Below are 21,123 nucleotides of genomic sequence, written 5' to 3'. Positions count from 1 at the left end.
TCAAGCGGGGAATCCACATCAAATTCGGATGTCGATAGAATGCCGGCTGCGGATAGGCAACCATGTGAACAAATTTTCACTTATGAAAATCAGCTCTTCATTTTTTCCATATCCTGGCTCTGCTCTTCGTACTTGGAAGGACACTTGGTAACGAGGGTTCTGGCCTTGAAAAGGTTGCCGTCCGGGGTAAATGTGCCTTCAACGATGACTTCCACATCGTCCTTGAAGGTATCGGGCAATGCCCCCTTGAATTCTACGCGAAGGGATTTACCGGTCTCCATTTTGTCAATCAGATCGAATGAAGCACCAAGCTTGCCATCGACAATAACAAGATTCTCAGGTGAGACCTTGCCGAAAAGGCGAGCATTTTTAATCTGGGTGCGATCTTCTGCCAGCGCTTCGGAGACATTCAGGAAATACACACTGTCTTCAGTCAGCCCCGAAAAGATGAGGTAACCAAGACCACTCAGGAAAAGTACGAGAGCAACGGCGTAAACCGCCGCATTGTTCTTTTTCGCCATTATGTACCCTTACTATAATCTGTTATTTGTTTAACTGCTTTGATCTTCGCCATTAGCGGCTTTGTATCCAATCAGTTCATCTCGCTGCTGACGGGCCAGTTCCCGCATATCAACCACTTGGTCGGTCTCGTCAACAATTTCACTGCCCAGAATCTCTTCGAGGACATCTTCAAGAGTCACGACACCCGCCAATCCCCCATATTCATCCAGCACAACGCACAGATGCAGGCGGCTACCGAGAAACTTCACCAGAAGCTTGTCCAGCGTGATCGTCTTGAGCACAAAACGAACAGGACGCATGATGTCACCAAGCTTCAATTCATCAAGATCATCTGCCAGTGCTTCAAGCACCTGTCGCCTGAAAACAACACCGACAATATCCTCCGGGTCTTCGTCGTAAACAGGTATCCGGCTATGCGGCCAGTTACGTTGCTGCTCACGCGCTTCAGCAACCGTCAAGTCCGTGGGCAACGAATAAACCACGGTCCTCGGCGTCATGATCTCTTCCACCGTCTTGGTGTCCAACATCAAAATATTGCGGATCGACTGCTCTTCATAAGGCTTGATCGATCCCGATCGATGCGTAAGCGAGACTATGGCTCGGATATCGTCTTCCGTGTGATCCGGCCCGTCGGTTTTTTTGCTGACGGCTCGAGAAAGCACTCCCATCATGGCAATAACCGGACGGAAAATCCAAACGAGCCCCTGAAGCGGTCGTGCCAACGGCGGTGCGATCTTGTCGCTGTACACCACGCCTACCGTTTTCGGCAGGATTTCGGTGAAGATGAGAATAATTACTGTGAAGCCTGCTGTAAAGGCCCAAAGGGTTTCTTTGCCATAAAGATTGGCCCACGCCCAACCGGCCACGGCTGCACCGGCAGTATGGGCGCACGTGTTCAGTGTGAGAATGGCGGTGATGGGTTCATCGACGCTTGATCGAAGCTTGTGTAGTATTTTTGATGATTTACTACCGGATGTCGTGAGCTTTTCAATGTCTGCCCAACTCATTGAGTACAACGCGGCCTCAGCCACGGAGCAAAACATCGAGACAAAAACGGCCACGCCAACCGCGAGAATAAGTTCAAACATATGGTCTGTTCACTTCCTGAACCAGTCCGGATCAAGCCGGAGTCTGGATTTCAAAATATAACAGAGTCAAACCAATGTCGCAACACACATCCCCCTTGACTTCCGGAATGATTGAGGCAAAATCTTCGCCATGCAATCCAATGGAATAAAGAAGCCGACAGTCGTCATCCGCCTGAGCCATATGGGGGATGTAGCACTGACAACAGGGGTTTTGGCACACCGGCATGACACCCACTGCGAAACCTTTGTTTTCATAACGCGAGCCGCCAATGCTCCGCTGCTGAAAAACCACCCTGCCATTACCGAAACCATCACATTATCGGACGCCGATCTAACAACAGCCAAATGGATCCAGCGAGCCAGAGAATTGGCAAACAGGTTTCGTGATCACACTTTGCTTGATCTCCATGGAACGCTTCGTTCGCGCATATTATCTATAGTATGGAATGGCCCGGTCAAACGATACCCGAAGTATGGGCTCTACCGTCGCCTGTTCGACCGAACACACATGGATATTTTCAAAGACAAGTTGGAGTCAACGAGCGTTCCACAACGGTATGCCATGGCCCTGGAGCATACGCCTCCGCCAGCCCAGGACATCACTCCACGCATCTACCTCACGCAAGAGGAAAAGGAAGCGGCAATCAACACACTTCCACGGTCAGATCGCCCACTGATAGCTCTGCACCCCTACGCGACACATACAGCGAAACAATGGCCTGTCTCCCATTGGAATGATTTGACAGCACTGCTGGATGCAGCAGGCATGGATTGGTTTGTGGTCGGTAGAAACGACATCCCGCTCTTCCCAGGCGACCCTCGTGACTTCACCAATGCGACCGACCTGCGCGCAACGTGTGGTTTGCTCCGACAGGCTGACATGCTGGTAACGGGAGACTCCGGGCCCATGCATCTGGCGAGCGGCGTAGATACTCCGGTCACTGCCATCTTCGGCCCCACTGTCAAAGCCTGGGGCTTCTTCCCAGCCAGCGTTGATGATCAAGTGCTGGAACGCGACATGGACTGTCGCCCCTGCTCTCTCCATGGAGGCAAATCGTGCGAGAAAGGTCATGAATGCATGGCTGCCATTTCTCCCACAGATGTCATGGAGTCATTGAACCAGCGAATAAAAAGGTAGGCTACTTCCAGTAGCTTTCGACCACCTCGCGTTCGCTGTCCAACACATCCTCAACCCCCTGCGGGACCAGAAAGCGCAGACTTCTGCCATCGAGCCAGCGACGACGTATATGTCCACCCTTCACATCCAGCCGGGGAATATCCAGCAGATGGATGTCATACCCGTCAGGGAAGTGCCATTGATCGTCCCCTACCCGTTTGGCATCCACCCAATGTTGATCAATGAATTTCGGGACCTCGTCGTGAGCCTCCCACCTGTTGACCACTACTAACGACGCGAGTTTCGGTAAATCAAGGCCGCGTCGCCACCGGGTCAACTCCAGAAATGTAGACGCTCCCATGATGAATGACAGAGCCGTTTGCGGTTCAAGGGTCCGGTAGCATTCCAATGTATCGCACGTATACGAAGGGCCGGGCCTATCACCCTCCAAGGTATTCACGACCACGCCATCGACGTCCTCTACGGCGCGGCGAACCATATCGACTCGCAAATCAAATGGAAGAATGCCCGATCCATCCTTATGCGGCGGCTCCATGGCAGGAACCATCTCCACCCGATCCAACCCGAGTTGCTCCCGCACCTCTATGGCCATACGCACATGACCAATATGAACGGGATTGAAACTGCCACCAAGAATACCGATACGCATACAAAGTCACCTTACAAGGCTGTAATTACAAAATACCATACAGGAAGAGTCACAAAGGAAAGCGCGATTCCCACTCCCACAACGGATGTCGCCAGCCGGGGCCGCAGATCATAGGATACCGCGACTGTCCCGCCGGTTATCATCGGCCCCATGGCCGCCTCAAAAACTGTAACCCGGGACACCATGTCCATTTGTCCGAGCACACCGAAATACAACAGCGCCATCAACACGGGTGCTATGAACATTTTATATCCGAGTCCCAACATGATGTCTCGCCCATTTCCTTTCAAATCGCGAAACTTGAGGCTCATCCCGACAGAGAGCAACGCCAGGGGAGCCAGCGTGCTGCCCATTCGCTCCAAAACCAACTCAAACCACTCTGGATAAGGAACCGGTTGCATCAAAAAACCAAGAACAATGGCAATCAACGGAGGAAATGTAAGGACCTTTTTTACGAGGTTTGCCCCGCTCACCGCCTGACCGGATGCTTTGGCGGCAATAACAATCCCCGGAATTGCCAAAACCATGAACGTACCAGCCGTGTCGCAAAGCATACCGATGCCCATGAACTCCGGGCCAAACAATGCTTCGATCATGGGAAGACCGATGAACGACGTGTTTCCCAATCCACAACAGATGGACAGGCAGGCAATTGTCTTTTCAGAATACCCCAAGAAACGCCCTGCACACCTGAAGAACAGGTATCCGATGGCAAAAACGATCCAGGCCATTGATGCCGGTATCAGCAAGGCCATGTTTACGGGAATGGAATGGGCATACAAAATTGCCAACGCAGGCAGCGAAAAATAGATAATGATGGCATTCAAAGCGACCGGGCCGCTCTCATCCACCACTTTTCCCATTCGCAAAGCTGAGCCGAGAAGGAAACATATGATAAGTAAAATGAAATTATCCATACCCTGCTCCGGTTTACACCGGAAGGTAGAGTTTTTTCATAGCAACAGCAAGGTAAGACGAAATATGAAAAAAAATCCAAAAAAGACTTGCCTTCCATGTGTCACCCACATATAATCCTTTTCGCCCTGAAACGTGCCGAAGTGGTGGAATTGGTAGACACGCTAGGTTCAGGGTCTAGTGGGAGCAATCCCGTGGAAGTTCGAGTCTTCTCTTCGGCACCATGAGAGTAAAGGCGTCACATCCAACTGGTTGTGACGCCTCTTTTTTTTGTGTCCAGAAGTTCAGCCAGTAGCCCCTTAAAAATGCACTCCTCCACTCTTTTGACAAAGTGGAGGGTCAAAACTTGACTAAAAGAGAAGGAAGGCTGACCTTGGTGAATGTAATCTGAGCACGAAAAATCCTTCGGCACTTTTCCCCATAAAATTCAAACTTTTTCTCATAGCAGCGACTCCCGCTCCCATTCTGCTAAAAAAATACGCCCCCCCCTCGAGCACACACCTTGATGACAAAGGTATACTTATTTCACAGCTTTCAATGACAAAGCTTTCGGATAAGGCAATATCTGAAAGCTCAGCGATTGATTACCATAGCAGATTAGAAAATTTTGATTGAAATTGCCGGTGATATGTCACTTAACCGAGAGATTCATGAAATAGCTCTTCATTATCCCTCCTGACAACTCGACCAACAGGCAGATTGGTATCAACCCCGATGGCAATACTTCGCGGATGTAGTCATCAACCACGTTGAACGTCCTGAAAGCTCGACCGATGTAAAGCGTGTCGTGCATAAAGTCGATCGACCAAAAAAATGCGTTCAAAGGCTGTGCTACAGCTTTTGAGTCCTTAGGGGACAGCGCTTTTTCACCTTTCGCCTGATGTTCAACTTCAAAGGAAAATACACCCATCACACCCGCTTATGACTCCAGGCCTACTCAGCCTTGCGAAGTAGTGTGAAAAGCTGGCTGAAGCCCCATTTTGGCATCTTCTCGGTCAGTTCTATCAAAGCAGCTAACACTTCGCTTTCATCGCGAGGGTGCGACTTGTAGGCGTAACTTCGATTCACCTTCATAGCAACGCACGCCTTGCGAATGTACATCTTAAGTACGTTGACCTAGTGCGAAAAAAACTATTTGAGTTCAACAGCCCTCAGAGGTATTTTAGATGATATCCTTGAGAGCGGTGTTTTCCAGGCTGAGGTCGGCGAACATCTTTTTGAGCTAGCGGTTCTCTACTTCTAGATCCTTTATCCGCGAATGACTGCTACCTCCATGCCACCACATTTAGATTTACACATGTAGCAGGTGGCGTTGGTAATGCCGTGTTCACGGTATACGTCCTAGATGGTCCAGCCGCTTTCCACGGATTTAAGAATGCTGAAACCTGGTCTGGAATGAAAATGTTGGAACGAGTTTCATCGTTGACCAGCATTACGGACTTTAGGCTAAGTAGACGAACGATATTACCAAGCCAGCCGAAGAAACCCCTTATGTATGGATTCACACCCAACGGCTCGGTGGTCATCCCATTGGCAAGCTTTGGGTACAGCTGATTCGCATCTGCTTGGCATCAAAGATCCCTCGAAGCCCAATCAAGTCTGGAGTGCAGTCTTGGCGTTTACTGAATGCGATGGAAAACGACTTGTGCATTTCTGCTTTGGAGAACGCAATCTACCTTAATGGCGTCCCCAGAATCTTCAACACGGTTCAAGGCAGTCTGTTTAGCTGTTACGATTTTACAAGGTCGCTTAAGGAAGCGAGCATACATATTCCCATGAATGGCAAGGGGTTTTGGTTGGATTACGATATGATCGAGGGGCTATAGCGTGGCATGAAATTCTAATGAGTTTATTTGCAAGAACTATATACAAGAAATGAGGCCCTAGTTGAATTGTCAAGAGGGTTAAGGTTCTATACTTAGCAACGTCCGCATTCGGTCCTTGACGGGATGCAACCAATGGAGATATCGATATCCCGATCCTTGGAGGAGGCATGTTGGGCGTTGTAGTTATTACCATACTCCATTACCTTAATTCTGCCGCTGAATTGTCCGAACAACCGAGCGCACCTTTCTTACAGGATTTTCCCGTGTTCATTTAACCTGAATCCGTGAAGATGGACAAGAACAGTGCTCCGACCTCATCCTGAGAGACAGTTTTGAGACCCGTAATGCCGAAAGTAGGACTTAGATCATCCCACCCCTCGTGCTCTCTTCTCTCAGGAGAAGTTTTCGAGCCCATGGACCCGGATTTTGAGCGTTATTGGGCGCACTTCTCCTGTCCTTATCTGGTTGTCTCGAATCCTTTCGTCTCAAACCGAGCAGAGGCGCGCGTGCATGGCCATCAGCGCTTCGCCCCAGCCTCTGCCGCCAACGACGTTCAGCCATTGTCGCCGTGCGTGCTTCACCATTCGCCCGCACATGTGCATGACTCCGCGCATTACCGTGCGAAGCCGTCTGCGGTTCGCCTTTTTCAGTCCCAGACCATCGGCGCGGAGAAGCCAATCTCCCATCATTCGCAGCATGTTATAGGCCAACATGCCGACCTGATAGAACAATTCGTTCGCAGTGAACTTGCCGGACGGCGGGCGCTCCAGATCAAGCTCGCTCTTGAGTTCAGCAAAATACTGCTCGCAGGTCCCACGGTCGCGGTAGAGTCTCAAGACGTCTTTTTCCGGGAGGTCGAGGTTTGTCCATACGGAAAAGACTGTGATTTCAGGCGACAACAAAAGCTGCCCATGCTTTTCGGTTCGCTCGGTCACTTCGAAGACCAATCGCACCGGCCCCACATCTTTGACCTCGCGCGTGATGCTGCCGCGCCAGACGGTCTTGCCTGGGCGCGGAGAATGGACGACGCCATGGGCCTTGGCCGTCTCAAGCCAGCCGGTGACGCTTTCCCTGCGCAGGTTGTGCTTGATGATGAAGTCGGCTTCCGGGTCGCGCCGGTACAGACCGATGGCCTCGGCGCTATCAAAGGCGCAGTCGAGGACGTTGAGGAGTCTGGTTTCGGTGAGCTTTTTCGCCCGCTTCTGGACTTCCTTGAGAAAGTCGACGCCGCCTTCGCAAAGGGCGTGTGCGCTTCCGGTGCGCAGCTGCGAGGCGAGCATGAAGCCGCCCTCGAGGAATCCGCACACAAGCTGATACCCCAGGACGTTGTTGTGCGCGAAAGCGACGCCTTCGCGCTTGGGGGCGTCCGAGCAGTCCAGGATGGTGGGGTCCACGTCGACCCGAACCCATTTGCGATTGTCGCGTTCGATGATGCGGGGTTTGAAGTCGAGTTTCTTCCACAGCCGCAGGGAGCAGCCCGGCAGGGCGTCGAGCAAACGCCGGTCCTCGCTCATTTGCTGAAAACGCTGCCTGAGCGAGGCCTCGGAGGGGACTTGCCGCAACCCCAGGGACCGGGCGAAAAACTCATCTTTGCGAAAGGGCCGGATATGGTCGAAGTCGGTCCTGCCGAGCGTGAGCAGCCCGCACATGGTGCGCAAGATGTCGCGTTCCTTGATGGGCTTGGCCATGGATTCTCTGTGCAGGCATGTTTCATCGATCGCCGCGATCCTGAGCATCTCGCCGATGGAAATAAGGCCGGCGTGCCCCACCAACGGTTCATCGGTAAGTTTCAAGGACATTTTGGCCATGCTGCGCACCTCTCGGGTGAAATATTCTCAGCCGATGTTGTCTTTCGCAACATACCAGAAATCCAGGGGAAAGAAAAGTTGTCAATGCTATGCTAATGTTGTAAACATTGATGCTGTTCACGGATTAAGGATTTAATAAATACTTCAAGGAAAGTAAGTTTAGGCACCTATATATCGTCAACTCACCAATTATTCTAAATATGACAACATCAAAAAGCTACACAAGATGTAATTCGTTGCGCTATCAGCTTGGTGTTGTATGCTTAATTTCGGAGAAAGAATGTTCAAAAATACGAAAATCTTGTTGACTGGGGGATGTGGAACTGTCGGCAGGGAACTTATAAGACAATTCTCAACTGAACACTCTATAGACCAACTTGTTGTATTAGATAATAATGAAAGTGCACTCTTTTCGCTCAAAGAGAAGTACCGCGACCGAAATGATATTTCATTCTTTTTGTGCGACATGCGCGATGCAGACACATTACAAAGTCGCTTCAAAGGAATTGACCTAGTAATTCATACAGCTGCTTACAAACATGTAATCCTGTGTGAGCAGTCTCCTAATGATGCTATCCAAACAAACATTATAGGTGTAAATAACGTAATTAAAGCTGCTATCTACAACAACGTTAAAAAGGTTGTATTCACCAGTTCAGACAAAGCAGTTAACCCGACCAGCGTTATGGGTGCTTCTAAACTCATGGGTGAACGACTCATTTCAGCTGCAAATATTGATTCGAGTCAAACAGTGTTTGCCTCCACCCGGTTTGGAAATGTTCTAGGGTCACATGGCTCAGTTATACCTCTTTTTCACCAGCAAATTAAGCAAGGTGGTCCAGTCACGCTGACCGATGAGCGGATGACAAGGTTTATAATGTCAATCCGACAAAGCGTAAATCTCGTTATCAACTCAATAGGGCTAGCTCGGGGGGGAGAGGTTTTTGTAACCAAGATGCCTACGATCAGTGTCGCGCTACTAGCAAGAGTAATGATTGAGGCTTTGGCTCCACGTTATGGCTATCACCCCAATGATATAAAAATTGTCAATATTGGATCAAAACCTGGAGAAAAACTCTACGAAGAGTTGATGACCAGTGAAGAAACGCGCAGGACCATTGAGTTGGAAGATTACTTTGTTGTAAAACCTGCAATTCTCAGCAACTTTAAAAAGATTGATTACACCTATAGTAGCATGATCGCAGAATCTGTGTCTAATGCCTATAATTCAGAATACGAAAAACAGCTTACTTATGACGAGTTGCTCCACTTTTTGGAAGAAAATGGTCTGCTAGATCAAATCGATTAGTTAGTACCGGAGAAAAAATGCGAGTTTTAATCCTTGGGGCAGATGGCTATCTAGGATGGCCGACAGCGCTCCTTTTTTCATCACTTGGCCATGAAGTCACAGCTGTAGACAACTATTTTCGTAGGCACACCTGTGACAGGTTGGATGTGGGCATGCTTTATCCTGTCCCTACGTTTAATCAGCGGGCTCAAATCTGGCATGAACTATCTGGATATGAAATAAAAACAGTCATATGTGATTTGGCTGAGCCTAAATGTATGCGTTCTCTTTTCAATGGAAGAGTAAAATATCAATGGGCTATTGATTCTTCATTTGATGGGCCTCCAGATGTGGTTATTCACTATGCAGAGCAACCTTCTGCACCTTATTCAATGTTGACTTATGAAACAGCCGATGAAACGCTGATAAACAATCTGCGAGTCACCAACAACCTCATGTTCGCCATAAGGGATCTCTCACCATCAACCCATCTGGTAAAGCTCGGCACTATGGGAGAGTATGGCACACCTAATATAGACATTGAAGAAGGTTGGCTCGACATACAGCATAAAGGCCGTTCGGATCGGTTTCTTTTCCCCCGACAAGCCAGCTCTCTTTATCACACAACAAAAATATTGGACACAGACTTACTTTGGTTTGGAGTCCGTATGTGGGATCTTAAAGTAACAGACTTGATGCAAGGTCCTGTCTATGGCATCGAAACAGACCAAACTATTATCAATCCTCGATTAAAAACAATATTCAATTACGATGAGTTTTTTGGGACAATAATTAACAGATTCATAGTACAGGCCGTCATCGAGCACCCACTGACTGTATATGGGAAAGGTGGTCAAACTCGGGGTTATCTTAATATTAAAGATACACTTCAATGTGTAGAAAAAGCCGCCTTGACCCCACCCAAGCCTGGAGAAATGCTGATTTATAACCAGATAATGGAAACATTTTCAGTCAATGAATTGGCTGAAATGGTTGTATCAGTAGGAAGAAAGCTAGGCTACAACACACAAATACAGAACGTGCCCAATCCACGAATTGAAGCAGAGGATCATTACTATAATCCGAACTATCAAGCCTTAGTCTCACTTGGTGTCAAACCCCACTACCTTACAGAAGACGTCTTGATCAGGATGTTTGAAATTGTCGCTGAACATGCGGATACAATTAAACGAGATGTAATATTAGGAAAAAGCAAATGGTAGGAATACCCTTTTGCAAAAGCTTGAGTTTCAATTTTCAACGGCGTCATTTGCTAATGATGTTGGCAGTATATTCCTTGGTTGCTTTTTGGGGTAAATGCCTTAAAGGTATACATGATCGCGTTGATATAGCAAACTACATACGAGTTGGGCTCGACTTTTGGGATTACGGTTCCGCCGCATTGTCTGGAGCATACGCAAATAACGGTTTTAGTATTCTAGTTGGGCTTATAGCCAAATTATCAGGTATTAATGAACCATATATAATAACTTTGGTTTTAGGGATTCCCTGCTTCTTGGGGACCTTGTATTTTTTCTTTCGAATCTTCGAATTCTACTTAGGAGAAGTGTGGGCAACTGTAACATGTCTTTTCCTTTCTGCTTCATATACATTTACCTCTTCACTAACTCGCCCGTTGTCTGAGGTTCCATTCATTTTAGTCATTTCCTGGTGCCTTTACTTAACTATCGTCAAAAATAAGCACCCCTTTTTGATAGGACTTATACTAGGTGCCTCTTTTTGGATACGCAATCAAACTGTTATTTTCCTTCCGATTTGGCCACTTCTTTTAAATAGTACAAAAGACTTAAAAAGCTACGTTAAAAATGGATTCTTGCTCACTTCTTCTTTTACCTTTGGAGTAGTCAGCTATTTCAGTATTCAAGGTGGTATGGGTTTTTTCTATTCAGAACACTCGCGAATTATACCTTCTTTTGCTGATCTTTTAGCAGAACAATACGGCAAACTGAATAAACAAAATTCGGTAATTGTATATTTATTAGGAGTTGCTTCGATATTATTCGGTTCGGTTCGCTTTCAAGCGAAACGCTTGTATCTCTTCACAACTGTCGGCTTTTTTCTTCAACTCGCCTTAATTCTGCAAAAAGGATGGACGACACGTCCAGGGACTTATGTACTATTCTTTGTTTTATACGCCTTCTTAATCACTGTTTTTATTAAAAATGACGTTTGGATTAGTCTCCAGAAGAAGGGAAAAAAGGGCGTTCTAGCAATAGCCTTCTTATGCTTTACTGTATTCCTTGTTGCAAACTCCTCTTTAGGCCGTATAGGCAAAGCACTGCTCACCGAGGGATATACCCAAAGAGCTTTAATTAGATACAAGATAGATCGAAGCCATGTTTTTGATCAATATCCATCAACTTCTACGATAGCAACCGATACTACATACGGGTCCCTATGGACCAAACTGTCAGCACGAAAACATAATGTCCTTGAGGTGTTACCTAGAGAACACCCTCAACGCATGGAGAATTTGTTTACAAACGACCCTTTTTCAGCATCAATCGATATAATTAATGCTAGGAGGACTCCTTTAGATGCTGACTTTTTAGCTGTATGGCGAACTGGTAATACTCTCGACGAACTTTTTCCATCACGATTTGTTGATCGTTTTGGTAATCAATTTTCTTTAGTTGCTATTGACGATGCTCCTAGCTTACGCTTGGCTCTTTACCGTGTTAACCACCAACAAGATTGATATAATATGATTGGGTTACGTTTTTTTGGTTTATTAGTAGGCGTCATTGCACTCTTTTTTCTTTTGAAAAAAAGACGTCAAAAAAGACAGGTAAGGGGAAGTTTGTTTTTGCCGATGTTACTCAGTATCGGACTTGTGTCCATCTCGGCACTACCAACAATAACAACACTTCCCGCAACTCTACTATCTCTTAACAATGTCGAAGCTGGTCGCATAATAGCCCTCCAGCTTATTGGCCTGCTAATTTTGTTTGTGCTTTTTTTTTGGGAACGATCAAAAAATACCAAAACTAAGCAAACCCTGAATAGATTGGCTGTCGGTCTTGGATGTAACAACTTTTGTCCAATGGTTGACTTGAAGCCTAATTCCGTTTGGGTCGTTATCCCTGCGCTGAATGAAGAGGATAACCTTAAAGAATTGCTTCCTAAAATACCGAGTGAAGTTTGTGGCTTAGATGTTATTCCTGTGATTATCGATGATGGCAGCACAGACAACACTTTGGACGTTGCCAGATCACAAGCTACCTCGTTCGCATCGTTACCAACCAACTTTGGAGGAGGAGTTGCTTTGCTGACAGGGTTTGCACTGGCAATTCGTAACCATGCGAGCATTGTTGTAACAATGGATGCAGACAACCAACACAACCCTAATGATATAGAAAGTCTTGTAAGTGCAATAGTACAAGAGGATGCTGACCTAGTAATTGGATCCCGTCATATGGGTGACTTTGAAAAGGTTAGTACTATCCGGTCGATAGGACTGTTTGTTTTCAACTGGTTGATAAACTTCTTACAAGGTACAAAAATCACAGACTGCGCTTCTGGGTTTAGAGCAATTCGATGTAATAAATTGCAGGAATGGGAACTCCTCCAAAGTCAGTATCACACCGCGGAATTGATCATCGAATCCGCAAAAAGTGGGTCTTATATTTTAGAAGTTCCTATATCCGTAAAAAATAGAAGTTATGGGGAGAGCAAAAAAGGAAAAGACCTAAAATACGGTTTATTCTTCCTACGCACAGTTCTCAAAACTTGGTTGCGCTAAAAAATGACAGAGTTTCTTAAGAAGAACTTATATGAATTAGTTCGATATATTTTTGTTGGGATCATTCTTATTATCATTTTCTTTGTCATTAGCAATGTGTTGTATCATCTAGGATTAACGCCCTCAGTCTCAACTCTGATAGCCAATTGTATTCAGATAGTTGTAGCTTATGTGCTCAATAGGAAATTTACATTTCGCTCAAATATAAGCCATGTGCGAAGTATCCCGAGATACGCTTTGCGGTCTTTAATAAATATAATTTTCATGCAACTGACAACGTTCTTTTTTTATGAGGTAGCGCATCTTAGTTTTGTTTTTACATCAATCCTTTCTGCTTGCTTAACCACTACACTCTCATATTTTTTGGCTAAGTATTGGGTGTTTTGCAGCGAACATTCAGGATAACACCAAAAAAATGGAATACGACAGAATAAACATCATCAATAGCCTGTAGGATTCGATATGGAATTGATACAATTATACGGGCTTTTACTTTCATTGTTGGAAAATGGAACCACAACAGGATTAAGCACTCCAGACTGTTTGCCGGCAGCCAGAAACAGATTAATGGGATCAAAAACTTTTGGTACCAATCCAAACGCCACATGAAAAAAATCAACGGTATTCCTCCCAAACTTTTTCATCTCTTTTTGAAGGAATGTGAGTGGCGTTTCAACAACAGTAACCAGAAAAGTTAATTTAGGACATTGAGACAGTGGGTAAAAAAACACATGGGCTAATTATCTGTTACAGCCCTTTGTTTTTTTTATTATAAAGGGCAATAACCGTGTCACAATGTCTGTATCCGATTCAGCGGACACCATTTATGACACCTAAGCCAACAAAAGGAACTTGCAGCATGAATATAACCAAAATCGCCACCCACAACGGAGAAAAAGTCGTATTCGGGGAGAAGTCCACGGCACAGACCATCTATGACTTTATTGGCACTATTCCCCGCATCTTTCTTTCCCCGTCTATCCTGAAGGTGCTCGGTCTGACGGATATGCTCGTCGAACGTTTTACGATGGTACTCAATAACACCAAAGGCAAACTCGCTGATATCGGTTGCGGAGACAACGAAATGACAGCAATATACAGCAATGCCACTGGCAACAAAGCGATTGGCATTGATGTTTATGACTTCGGAGGTGGAGCGATGATCGTCGAGGACACATCCGATCTTCCGTTTGACGACGCTTCTTTTGACACGGTCTCATTCGTCGCCTGCCTGAATCATGTCCCGGTCAGTATCCGCCACGCGGTTCTAAAGGAAGCCGGACGAATCCTCACCGAGGACGGAAGGATCGTGATAACGATGATCAATCCCTTTGTGGGCATCATACGGCACAAGTTGGCTTGGTGGGACAAAGACCAGCACGAGCGGGGCATGGAGGAGGAAGATATGGGCCTGACTCCAGAGTATATCATCCAACTTTTCAAGGAATGCGGGTACAAGCTCAGCCTCAAACAAGGTTTCATGTTTGGGCTCAACACCCTCTACGTCTTCGAAAAGGACAATTAGCTACCACTGTGTATAGGGCACCCACTGAATATACATCGAATAAGAGGTTATAGAAATGACATCGACCAAGGCGCTCTGCCCCTTGTGCAAGAAGAACCAGACCACTTACTTTGGCAAGCATTCGAATATTGAGCAACATGTTCACTACTGTGAATCCTGCAATTTTCATTTTGTATACCCACACGAATCATTCATTCATACCGTGACCGACGAAGAGGATAGGGACAAGGAAGAATTCTGGGGATCCCCGGAGGCCGAGGTCGTTTATCTTGACTGGCGTAAGCAAGAGAATATGCGCATTGCCCGTCAGGTCGGTGAAGTGGCCAGCTCCTTCGACAAGCCCAAGGTGTTTGAAGTCGGCCTTGGCCGTGGCCCGCTCACTCGCCTCATTTTGCCCAAGGTCGGCGAATATTGGGGTATCGAGCCAGTTCCGGCCGATCTTGAGCGAAGTATTGATGAACTAAATCTCGATCCCGAAAGATCTTTATGCCTTAGAGCTGAGGATTTAGATACATGCTCCCCTTTCGATACCATGGATGGCTACTTTGACATCATCGTCATGGTCAGCGTCCTTGAACATGTTCCTAACCCTGCTGAAATATTAACGAGCCTCAGAAGGTTATTGAAAAAGGGCGGCGTGCTGATCATTTCTGTTCCAGATTCGACCCGATTCCGCTTCTTCCACAAACTGCGTACATTGTGCGGAATCGAACCTTGGTCATACTTCCACATATCCTTCTTCTCTGACACATCACTGGATCAACTTTTCTTGAACCTTGGTTTTTCTGTTGCCGACAGACGCCGAGCATCGTTGCTGACGGATAAATCTATCAAATACTATGAAGTGCATCACAGTTCACGCCTCCTTGGACTCGCCATGAAAGCATTCAAATTGTTTCAACTGGACAATTTGGCCCATATGGAGACGATCTTCTATGTTCTGAAAAAAGAGTAAAAAATTCAACGGCGTAAGGCTGCTGGTTTCGTGGAACAGCTAAAGCTGGCAGGTGCGGAAGGGCCGTTTTTTTAGCCTGTCCCAGTCCATAATCGCCACAAGGTAGAATAAGCCTCATTTGACGGGGACATATGTGATACTGGCACTCCAAACATGACTGGACTTAGTTACCGCGTTGTACTGCAGCAAATGCGAATACGTCTAATGTTGCTGATACGGATGGCTCATATTTGGTTTTTTATAAATCGCCATCAGGCCCTTTTTGCGCATCAGACGTCGTCCCCAGACCGGCCCGCTATCCCTCATCCTGAGGATATTACGTATTTGTCTGGAGTCGAAAAACGGCAGCTCCATAAACAACTCATCGGTTCGCTGCATAAGGATCAGGTTGGCCGGAAATTCGCCTATCGGTTCGTAGTAGGGTAAGCGTTCAGACAGCTACATCTTTCTATTTGGCAGGATTCACCGCCAGGTAGAACTTCAGATTTTCGGTGATCATTTCGAGTACGTGATAACACCACACACTCAATTGATCGGTTATTACTAACAATTTTCTCTGTACATTGCCTTTTTCTTGCTTTTGTAGAGATGACGACATATTATTTAATAGTTTGTATATGCGCCTCCCCCCATCCTTTGGACCACTGATCGGCCATTTTAAGGTGGAGTCCTGCGTCCGAGTTTGTGCCTCCGTGGAGGCGGTTCGCCGCAGCCGTTGTGGAGCGTAGCCCGTCCCCGCAGGGGCGGCCCGAAGGGCCGAGGGCGGAGCGGAGCAACGGCTGCGAGCCAAGTCAATGAACATTCAGGTTGCCTCTGTATACGGCAGCGGGAGTTCTTTTGTCCAACGACGAATGTCCGCGCTCTTCGTTGTAATACCGAAAATAGCGCGTAAGCCCATGGTATAGCTCGATTCCATCAGAATACGCCTTGGGGTAAACATCCTCGTATTTCACCGTCCACCACAACCGCTCGATAAATACGTTGTCGATTGCACGGCCTTTGCCGTCCATGCTGATTGCAATGCCCTTGCTCTGCAAAACGCCGGTAAATTCACGGCTCGTGAATTGCGCTCCCTGGTCCGTATTGAACATCTCTGGCGTGGAGATGCGCAATGCCTTGCTCAGTGCGTCCACGCAAAACGAACTGTCCATGGAATTTGACAGTTCCCAAGCCAATACGAATCGGCTCCACCAGTCAATCACTGCCACCAGATACAGAAAGCCGCGCTGCATGGGGATGTAGGTGATGTCAGCACTCCAGACTTGATTCTTTCGCTCAATGGCAACTCCTTTCAGCAGATAAGGAAACACGGGATGCTCCGGGTTGGGGACACTCGTATGCGGCCCTGGAGTAATCGCTTGCAAGCCCATCAGCTGCATCAGTCGCTCAACTCGCTTGTGGTTGATCTGATGGCCTTGTGTCTTCAGCCAATCCGTCATGCGCGGCGAGCCGTAATCCGGCTGACGCAGATACTGCTCGTCGATGAGACGCATCAAGGCCAAGTTCTCATCGGACTCGGCTGCAGGTTTGTAGTAAAACCCCGAGCGGGAAATGCCTGCCAACTTGCATTGCCGCCGGATGGAATACTCCCGATCCGGTTTGATCCACTGGCGGCGTACCTCAAGCGGCAGGCTTACAACTTTTTTTCAAGCCACTTGATATCCATCTTGAGCCGACCGATCTCCTCGAACAAAGGTGCGGTGACCTCCTCCTGGCTCTTGGCTTTCTTGCCACCGGAAAAGATTCCTTCGGCATTTTCAAGGAGCTGCCTTTTCCAGGTGGATATCTGGTTGGGATGCACTTTGTACTCCGCAGCCAACTGCGCCAACGTTTTCACGCCACGGATAGCTTCCAGCGCGACCTTGGCCTTGAACTTATCCGAATGCTTCCGTCTTTTGTTGCTCTTTGTCATACGTCCTTCCTTATCGGTTTAAGGACGCAGATTCCACTTTAACCGGTGGTCCGAATTTCGGGGGAAAGCGCAATAAAAGACTTTTTTCGAAAAAAAGCCTAGGGCAACCAACGTGACAAAAAACGTAGATTACCATTTATAATAATTTTGGAATATACATTTCTTTTCTTAATAAATAGTTGACAATGCGGCGCAAAATAAAAGATGCCGAGTCTTCTCTTTGCTATCTTTTGACGATAAGAGTTGCGGCAGCGATGTCTCAACTCTTTAGTATACGATTTCTCACAGATTTTAATCGATTTCAGACAGTTTACCTTTAAGACATATTCCGCATGACAAGGTCCTCTTGTAAAACAGTACTCATTGCATTACCTATGTCTGGCGTTATCAATACATATTAAAATCTATGTACTCACGGAGGCCTATCTCATGAGTAAAAACAAATACAATCTCAACAACTTAGAAACTTTTGACAATAAATACCTGCTCAAACGGTGTCTTTCATATTTCCTGCCACACAAAGGAAAGGTCCTTATCGGCTTCCTCTCCATTTTTGCAGTATCAGGAGCAAACGCCGGCACGGCCTATCTGGTCAAACCGGCCATGGATGAAATGTTCATCAATCAGGACAGAACTGCCCTCCTCCTGATCCCCATCGGTTTTTTTGCCCTCATCGTCGGCAAAGGTATCTTTCGTTTTCTGCAATCCTACCTGATGAATATGACCGGCTACCTTGTTCTTGAGCAACTGCGAAATGATATGTTCAAGAAAATTGTCCACCTGCCTCTCAGCTACTTCGAGGAATCACAGGTCGGCATGTTGATGTCGCGCATACTTGGCGACGTGGCTGAAGTCAGGAATAGTATTCCTGCTGTGGTTATGCTTATCCGGGAATTCATCACCTGCTTCGGCCTGCTTGGCGTCATATTGTATATGAATTGGAAGCTGGCGATATGGGCAGCAATCACATTGCCTTTGACGATTTATCCCATCATTCTTTTCGGTAAAAAATTACGCAAGCTGGGCAGAAAAATGCAAATACAGTCTGCTGACATCAACTCGCTGACCCAGGAGCGCCTTTCCGGTATTCGCGTCATTAAGGCTTTCAACATGGAAAATGAGGAAACGCGGAACTTTTACGACGAGAGCCACAACATCGTCCGCCTTTCCAAAAAGCAGATTCTCTATAGCGAAATTTCAACCAGAATCATGGAACTGATCGGTGGCCTCGCTGCAAGCCTCGTGCTTTGGTATGGCGGCAAGCAGGTACTCGACGGTGTCGGAACTCCCGGAACCTTTTTCTCCTTCATGGCCTCGCTGATCATGCTGTATGATCCAATCAAGAAGATCAACAACTCGAACAAGACCATTCAGCGCTCACTGGCGAGTGCCGAACGTGTATTCAGTCTGCTCGATTCTCCAGAAGTAACCAGAGAAGAAAGCGGAAAAGTTCAATTCAATGAGTCGTTTGAAGGACTTGAAATCAAGGACCTGAACTTTGCCTATCCTTCCACATCAAACCTGGTCATCAAAAACCTGTCACTTGATGTAAAGAAGAATCAGCAGGTTGCCCTCGTTGGGCATAGCGGTTCCGGCAAAACAACACTGGCGAACCTTATACCCAAGTTTTACGAGATCACCGATGGAGACATCCTGATAAATGGTACTTCCATCAAGGAGTACGACATCGGCACGCTGCGTCGCAGTATCGGTATCGTTTCCCAGGATACCTTCCTTTTCAATAAGTCCATCCGTGACAACATCGCCTACGGAAATGCAGACGTTGATCAATCCGTAGTGGAAACGGCTGCTCAGGCAGCGTATGCGCACGAATTCATTGTGGATCTCCCTAACGGATACGACACGGTTGTCGGTGAGCGCGGCGTCAAGCTGTCCGGTGGACAGAAGCAGCGATTGACCATTGCCCGAGCACTGGTCAAGAACCCGCCACTGCTCATCCTCGACGAGGCTACCAGTGCGCTGGACACCAAGTCCGAGCGAATTGTCCAGAAAGCACTTGAGAATCTCATGAGCGACCGTACTTCCATCGTCATTGCCCATAGACTCTCAACTGTCATCAACTCGGACAGAATCGTTGTCATGCAGAATGGCGAAATAGTCGATGTCGGCACCCATGAGGAACTCCTGGAGCGGTGCGATTATTACAAAGTGCTCTACACGGAACAATTCACGAAGCAATCCTCGGTGGATGCGGAGACAGTCACGGATTAACATGGCGCGACGACACGAGAATACGGGATTGCGTTAGGCAAAACGTTTCATTATGATTCACGGCAACCAAGCCTCGCTGCCGGGGCTCAACATACCGGAGCCGCTCAATGCCCACCGTGAACCCTTCGCTACTCACCAGCCTGCTCTCCGACCTGGAAGGCATGAATGCGCTGCTCGACGAGCTCCCTATTGGCGTGGCTGTCATGGATCACAGCGGCAAGGTGCTGCTTGTCAACAAGCCCTATGAAACAATCACCGGGCTGAACGGAGAACGAGCCGCCGGTCTCCATTGCATGCATGCGTTGCGTTGCGACTACTGCACCAACGGCTGCCCAGTTCTGGCCGGGTGGGCAAAAAAGACGAGCCGTAGTGTTGACGCGAATATCGTCAGCCGGTCTCGGGAAAAGATTTTCGTTCGTCTGACTGTTGCCCCACTTCTGGACAGCTCAGGTCAACTCAAGGCCATCATCGAAAGCATCACTCCTGGAGCCGCGCATCTGCTGGACGAGACTTCAGGCAGCGTCTTCGGCTTCGGCGAACTGGTAGGCCGCAGCCCCAAAATACGTAAACTTTTTGCCATGACCCCATCCATTGCCCAGACCGACTCACCGGTGCTCATTACCGGTGAGACAGGCACGGGCAAGGATATGCTCGCCGAAGAGATTCACAATGAGTCAGACCGCGCTGACGGACCGTTCATCAAGGTCAATTGCGGCGCACTTCCAGAAGACCTCCTTGAGTCCGAACTATTCGGGCACATCAAAAACGCCCTGCCCGGAGCCGACCATGACAAGCCGGGTCGCCTCCGCATGGCCCATGGCGGCACACTGTTCATTTCTGAAATAGGTGACCTCCCCTATGCTTTGCAGAGCAAACTGCTTTCCTACATGGATGACCATGTCGTTCATCCGGTTGGATCTGCCAAAGGAGTACGTACCGACGTACGCATCATGGCGGCGACTTTGCACAATCTTGAGGGCATGGTCAGCCGCAATCAGTTTCGACAGGACCTACTTTACAGACTCAATGTCATTCGCCTCCAGCTACCGCCCCTGCGCGACCGAGGGGAAGACCTCCTTCTACTCATGGACCACTTTCTCAAAATGTTCCAGGTGCGTTTTGGCAAATCGCTGGAAGGGTTTTCAAAAAACACGGAAAAACTTCTTCAATCCTATTCATTCCCCGGCAATGTCCGCGAACTCCGCAACCTCGTGGAATACGCCGTCAACTTCTGTGACGGCAAAGTGATACGCATGCGGCACCTTCCCGGGTACATATTGCAGGGACCGGGACTGCCGGAACCACTGGCTTCAGCTCCCCCCACCGGCCCAAGCGACATCAAGACACCACCTCCAGAGCGCTGGGAAGATGTACAGCGTAAAATGATCCTGGATGCGCTGACGAAATCCGGGGGCAAAAAGAAACAGGCAGCAGAGATGCTCGGCTGGGGGCGTTCCACCCTGTGGCGCAAGATGAAACATTTCGGCATCGAGTAGGAGCAT

Annotated in this window: 19 protein-coding genes, 1 tRNA gene and 1 pseudogene; 12 read left to right on the top strand and 9 right to left on the bottom strand. The window is 47.7% G+C overall.

What is annotated here, in order from left to right; genetic code table 11:
- Window positions 1-89 precede the first annotated feature (89 nt).
- Window positions 90-521, bottom strand: a complete 432-nt coding sequence (locus DPRO_RS18805; protein ID WP_097013458.1) for a cytochrome c maturation protein CcmE — start codon at window positions 519-521, stop codon at window positions 90-92.
- Window positions 522-551: 30 nt separating this feature from the next.
- The gene (locus DPRO_RS18800) at window positions 552-1,610 is read right to left on the bottom strand and encodes a hemolysin family protein (protein WP_097013457.1); all 1,059 of its coding nucleotides are present in this window, start codon (window positions 1,608-1,610) and stop codon (window positions 552-554) included.
- A 130-nt stretch (window positions 1,611-1,740) separates the two neighbouring features.
- Between DPRO_RS18800 and DPRO_RS18795 the strand changes: the two genes are divergently transcribed.
- Window positions 1,741-2,748: a glycosyltransferase family 9 protein gene (locus DPRO_RS18795; protein ID WP_097013456.1), complete on the top strand. Its 1,008-nt coding sequence runs from the start codon at window positions 1,741-1,743 to the stop codon at window positions 2,746-2,748.
- A 1-nt stretch (window position 2,749) separates the two neighbouring features.
- On the opposite strand, the gene nadD is transcribed toward DPRO_RS18795, so the two are convergent.
- A complete protein-coding gene (gene nadD, locus DPRO_RS18790) occupies window positions 2,750-3,397 on the bottom strand; it encodes a nicotinate (nicotinamide) nucleotide adenylyltransferase (RefSeq protein ID WP_097013455.1) in 648 nt (215 codons plus the stop codon).
- Window positions 3,398-3,408: 11 nt separating this feature from the next.
- Entirely contained in the window at window positions 3,409-4,314 is a 906-nt protein-coding gene (locus DPRO_RS18785) for an AEC family transporter (RefSeq protein ID WP_097013454.1), read from the bottom strand.
- A 135-nt stretch (window positions 4,315-4,449) separates the two neighbouring features.
- On the opposite strand from DPRO_RS18785, the gene DPRO_RS18780 reads away from it, so the two are divergent.
- Window positions 4,450-4,536: transfer RNA gene (locus DPRO_RS18780), tRNA-Leu, on the top strand.
- A 407-nt stretch (window positions 4,537-4,943) separates the two neighbouring features.
- On the opposite strand, the gene DPRO_RS18775 is transcribed toward DPRO_RS18780, so the two are convergent.
- The 3 genes from DPRO_RS18775 to DPRO_RS18765 form a co-directional block, all read right to left on the bottom strand.
- On the bottom strand, window positions 4,944-5,222 hold the full coding sequence (locus DPRO_RS18775) for a hypothetical protein (protein WP_097013453.1): 279 nt from the start codon (window positions 5,220-5,222) through the stop codon (window positions 4,944-4,946).
- 23 nt (window positions 5,223-5,245) lie between these two features.
- Window positions 5,246-5,380: a hypothetical protein gene (locus tag DPRO_RS20660; RefSeq protein ID WP_269459703.1), complete on the bottom strand. Its 135-nt coding sequence runs from the start codon at window positions 5,378-5,380 to the stop codon at window positions 5,246-5,248.
- 1,243 nt (window positions 5,381-6,623) lie between these two features.
- Entirely contained in the window at window positions 6,624-7,946 is a 1,323-nt protein-coding gene (locus DPRO_RS18765) for an IS1380 family transposase (RefSeq protein WP_097011561.1), read from the bottom strand.
- A 280-nt stretch (window positions 7,947-8,226) separates the two neighbouring features.
- On the opposite strand from DPRO_RS18765, the gene DPRO_RS18760 reads away from it, so the two are divergent.
- The 8 genes and pseudogenes from DPRO_RS18760 (at window position 8,227) to DPRO_RS18730 (ending at window position 15,477) form a co-directional block, all read left to right on the top strand.
- Window positions 8,227-9,255, top strand: coding sequence for an SDR family NAD(P)-dependent oxidoreductase (locus DPRO_RS18760; protein WP_232005649.1), 1,029 nt, complete (start codon window positions 8,227-8,229; stop codon window positions 9,253-9,255).
- A gap of 17 nt (window positions 9,256-9,272) precedes the next feature.
- Entirely contained in the window at window positions 9,273-10,457 is a 1,185-nt protein-coding gene (locus DPRO_RS18755; protein WP_097013450.1) for an NAD-dependent epimerase/dehydratase family protein, read from the top strand.
- A 53-nt stretch (window positions 10,458-10,510) separates the two neighbouring features.
- Entirely contained in the window at window positions 10,511-11,953 is a 1,443-nt protein-coding gene (locus DPRO_RS18750; protein WP_162291201.1) for a hypothetical protein, read from the top strand.
- A gap of 6 nt (window positions 11,954-11,959) precedes the next feature.
- Window positions 11,960-12,997, top strand: coding sequence for a glycosyltransferase family 2 protein (locus DPRO_RS18745; RefSeq protein WP_097013448.1), 1,038 nt, complete (start codon window positions 11,960-11,962; stop codon window positions 12,995-12,997).
- A gap of 3 nt (window positions 12,998-13,000) precedes the next feature.
- Window positions 13,001-13,402: a GtrA family protein gene (locus DPRO_RS20790; RefSeq protein ID WP_097013447.1), complete on the top strand. Its 402-nt coding sequence runs from the start codon at window positions 13,001-13,003 to the stop codon at window positions 13,400-13,402.
- A 95-nt stretch (window positions 13,403-13,497) separates the two neighbouring features.
- A pseudogene (locus DPRO_RS20785) lies at window positions 13,498-13,695 on the top strand (IS1595 family transposase); the annotation flags it as partial.
- A 161-nt stretch (window positions 13,696-13,856) separates the two neighbouring features.
- Window positions 13,857-14,522: a class I SAM-dependent methyltransferase gene (locus tag DPRO_RS18735; RefSeq protein ID WP_157917564.1), complete on the top strand. Its 666-nt coding sequence runs from the start codon at window positions 13,857-13,859 to the stop codon at window positions 14,520-14,522.
- Window positions 14,523-14,724: 202 nt separating this feature from the next.
- Window positions 14,725-15,477, top strand: coding sequence for a class I SAM-dependent methyltransferase (locus DPRO_RS18730; RefSeq protein ID WP_162291200.1), 753 nt, complete (start codon window positions 14,725-14,727; stop codon window positions 15,475-15,477).
- Between the two features lie 201 nt (window positions 15,478-15,678).
- Here the strand turns inward: DPRO_RS18730 and DPRO_RS20280 are convergent, their stop codons facing one another.
- Entirely contained in the window at window positions 15,679-15,855 is a 177-nt protein-coding gene (locus DPRO_RS20280) for a hypothetical protein (RefSeq protein ID WP_162291199.1), read from the bottom strand.
- A 413-nt stretch (window positions 15,856-16,268) separates the two neighbouring features.
- Window positions 16,269-17,389 (bottom strand): IS3 family transposase gene (locus tag DPRO_RS18720; protein WP_456154009.1). Its coding sequence is split into 2 segments (ribosomal slippage): window positions 16,269-17,111 and window positions 17,114-17,389, totalling 1,119 coding nucleotides; the frame shifts between segments, so codons are not numbered across the junction.
- A 429-nt stretch (window positions 17,390-17,818) separates the two neighbouring features.
- On the opposite strand from DPRO_RS18720, the gene DPRO_RS18715 reads away from it, so the two are divergent.
- Both DPRO_RS18715 and DPRO_RS18710 read left to right on the top strand, forming a co-directional pair.
- A complete protein-coding gene (locus tag DPRO_RS18715; RefSeq protein ID WP_097013443.1) occupies window positions 17,819-19,621 on the top strand; it encodes an ABC transporter ATP-binding protein in 1,803 nt (600 codons plus the stop codon).
- Between the two features lie 107 nt (window positions 19,622-19,728).
- Complete coding sequence (locus DPRO_RS18710; RefSeq protein WP_097013442.1) at window positions 19,729-21,117, top strand: sigma-54 interaction domain-containing protein; 1,389 nt, start codon at window positions 19,729-19,731, stop codon at window positions 21,115-21,117.
- The last annotated feature ends 6 nt before the right edge of the window (window positions 21,118-21,123 follow it).

Source organism: Pseudodesulfovibrio profundus, from assembly GCF_900217235.1.
In the GTDB taxonomy this organism is placed as follows: domain Bacteria; phylum Desulfobacterota; class Desulfovibrionia; order Desulfovibrionales; family Desulfovibrionaceae; genus Pseudodesulfovibrio; species Pseudodesulfovibrio profundus.
The sequence above is the reverse complement of the archived record's forward strand: the minus strand, read 5'-3'. Positions and strand labels throughout refer to the sequence as shown.

Bases quoted from the DNA above. Each gene is read 5' to 3' on its own strand.
- DPRO_RS18805 (WP_097013458.1), bottom strand. From the start codon at position 521: ATGGCGAAAAAGAACAATGCGGCGGTTTACGCCGTTGCTCTCGTACTT.
- DPRO_RS18800 (WP_097013457.1), bottom strand. From the start codon at position 1,610: ATGTTTGAACTTATTCTCGCGGTTGGCGTGGCCGTTTTTGTCTCGATG.
- DPRO_RS18795 (WP_097013456.1), top strand. From the start codon at position 1,741: ATGCAATCCAATGGAATAAAGAAGCCGACAGTCGTCATCCGCCTGAGC.
- nadD (WP_097013455.1), bottom strand. From the start codon at position 3,397: ATGCGTATCGGTATTCTTGGTGGCAGTTTCAATCCCGTTCATATTGGT.
- DPRO_RS18785 (WP_097013454.1), bottom strand. From the start codon at position 4,314: ATGGATAATTTCATTTTACTTATCATATGTTTCCTTCTCGGCTCAGCT.
- DPRO_RS18775 (WP_097013453.1), bottom strand. From the start codon at position 5,222: ATGGGTGTATTTTCCTTTGAAGTTGAACATCAGGCGAAAGGTGAAAAA.
- DPRO_RS18765 (WP_097011561.1), bottom strand. From the start codon at position 7,946: ATGGCCAAAATGTCCTTGAAACTTACCGATGAACCGTTGGTGGGGCAC.
- DPRO_RS18760 (WP_232005649.1), top strand. From the start codon at position 8,227: ATGTTCAAAAATACGAAAATCTTGTTGACTGGGGGATGTGGAACTGTC.
- DPRO_RS18755 (WP_097013450.1), top strand. From the start codon at position 9,273: ATGCGAGTTTTAATCCTTGGGGCAGATGGCTATCTAGGATGGCCGACA.
- DPRO_RS18750 (WP_162291201.1), top strand. From the start codon at position 10,511: ATGATGTTGGCAGTATATTCCTTGGTTGCTTTTTGGGGTAAATGCCTT.
- DPRO_RS18745 (WP_097013448.1), top strand. From the start codon at position 11,960: ATGATTGGGTTACGTTTTTTTGGTTTATTAGTAGGCGTCATTGCACTC.
- DPRO_RS20790 (WP_097013447.1), top strand. From the start codon at position 13,001: ATGACAGAGTTTCTTAAGAAGAACTTATATGAATTAGTTCGATATATT.
- DPRO_RS18735 (WP_157917564.1), top strand. From the start codon at position 13,857: ATGAATATAACCAAAATCGCCACCCACAACGGAGAAAAAGTCGTATTC.
- DPRO_RS20280 (WP_162291199.1), bottom strand. From the start codon at position 15,855: ATGCAGCGAACCGATGAGTTGTTTATGGAGCTGCCGTTTTTCGACTCC.
- DPRO_RS18715 (WP_097013443.1), top strand. From the start codon at position 17,819: ATGAGTAAAAACAAATACAATCTCAACAACTTAGAAACTTTTGACAAT.
- DPRO_RS18710 (WP_097013442.1), top strand. From the start codon at position 19,729: ATGCCCACCGTGAACCCTTCGCTACTCACCAGCCTGCTCTCCGACCTG.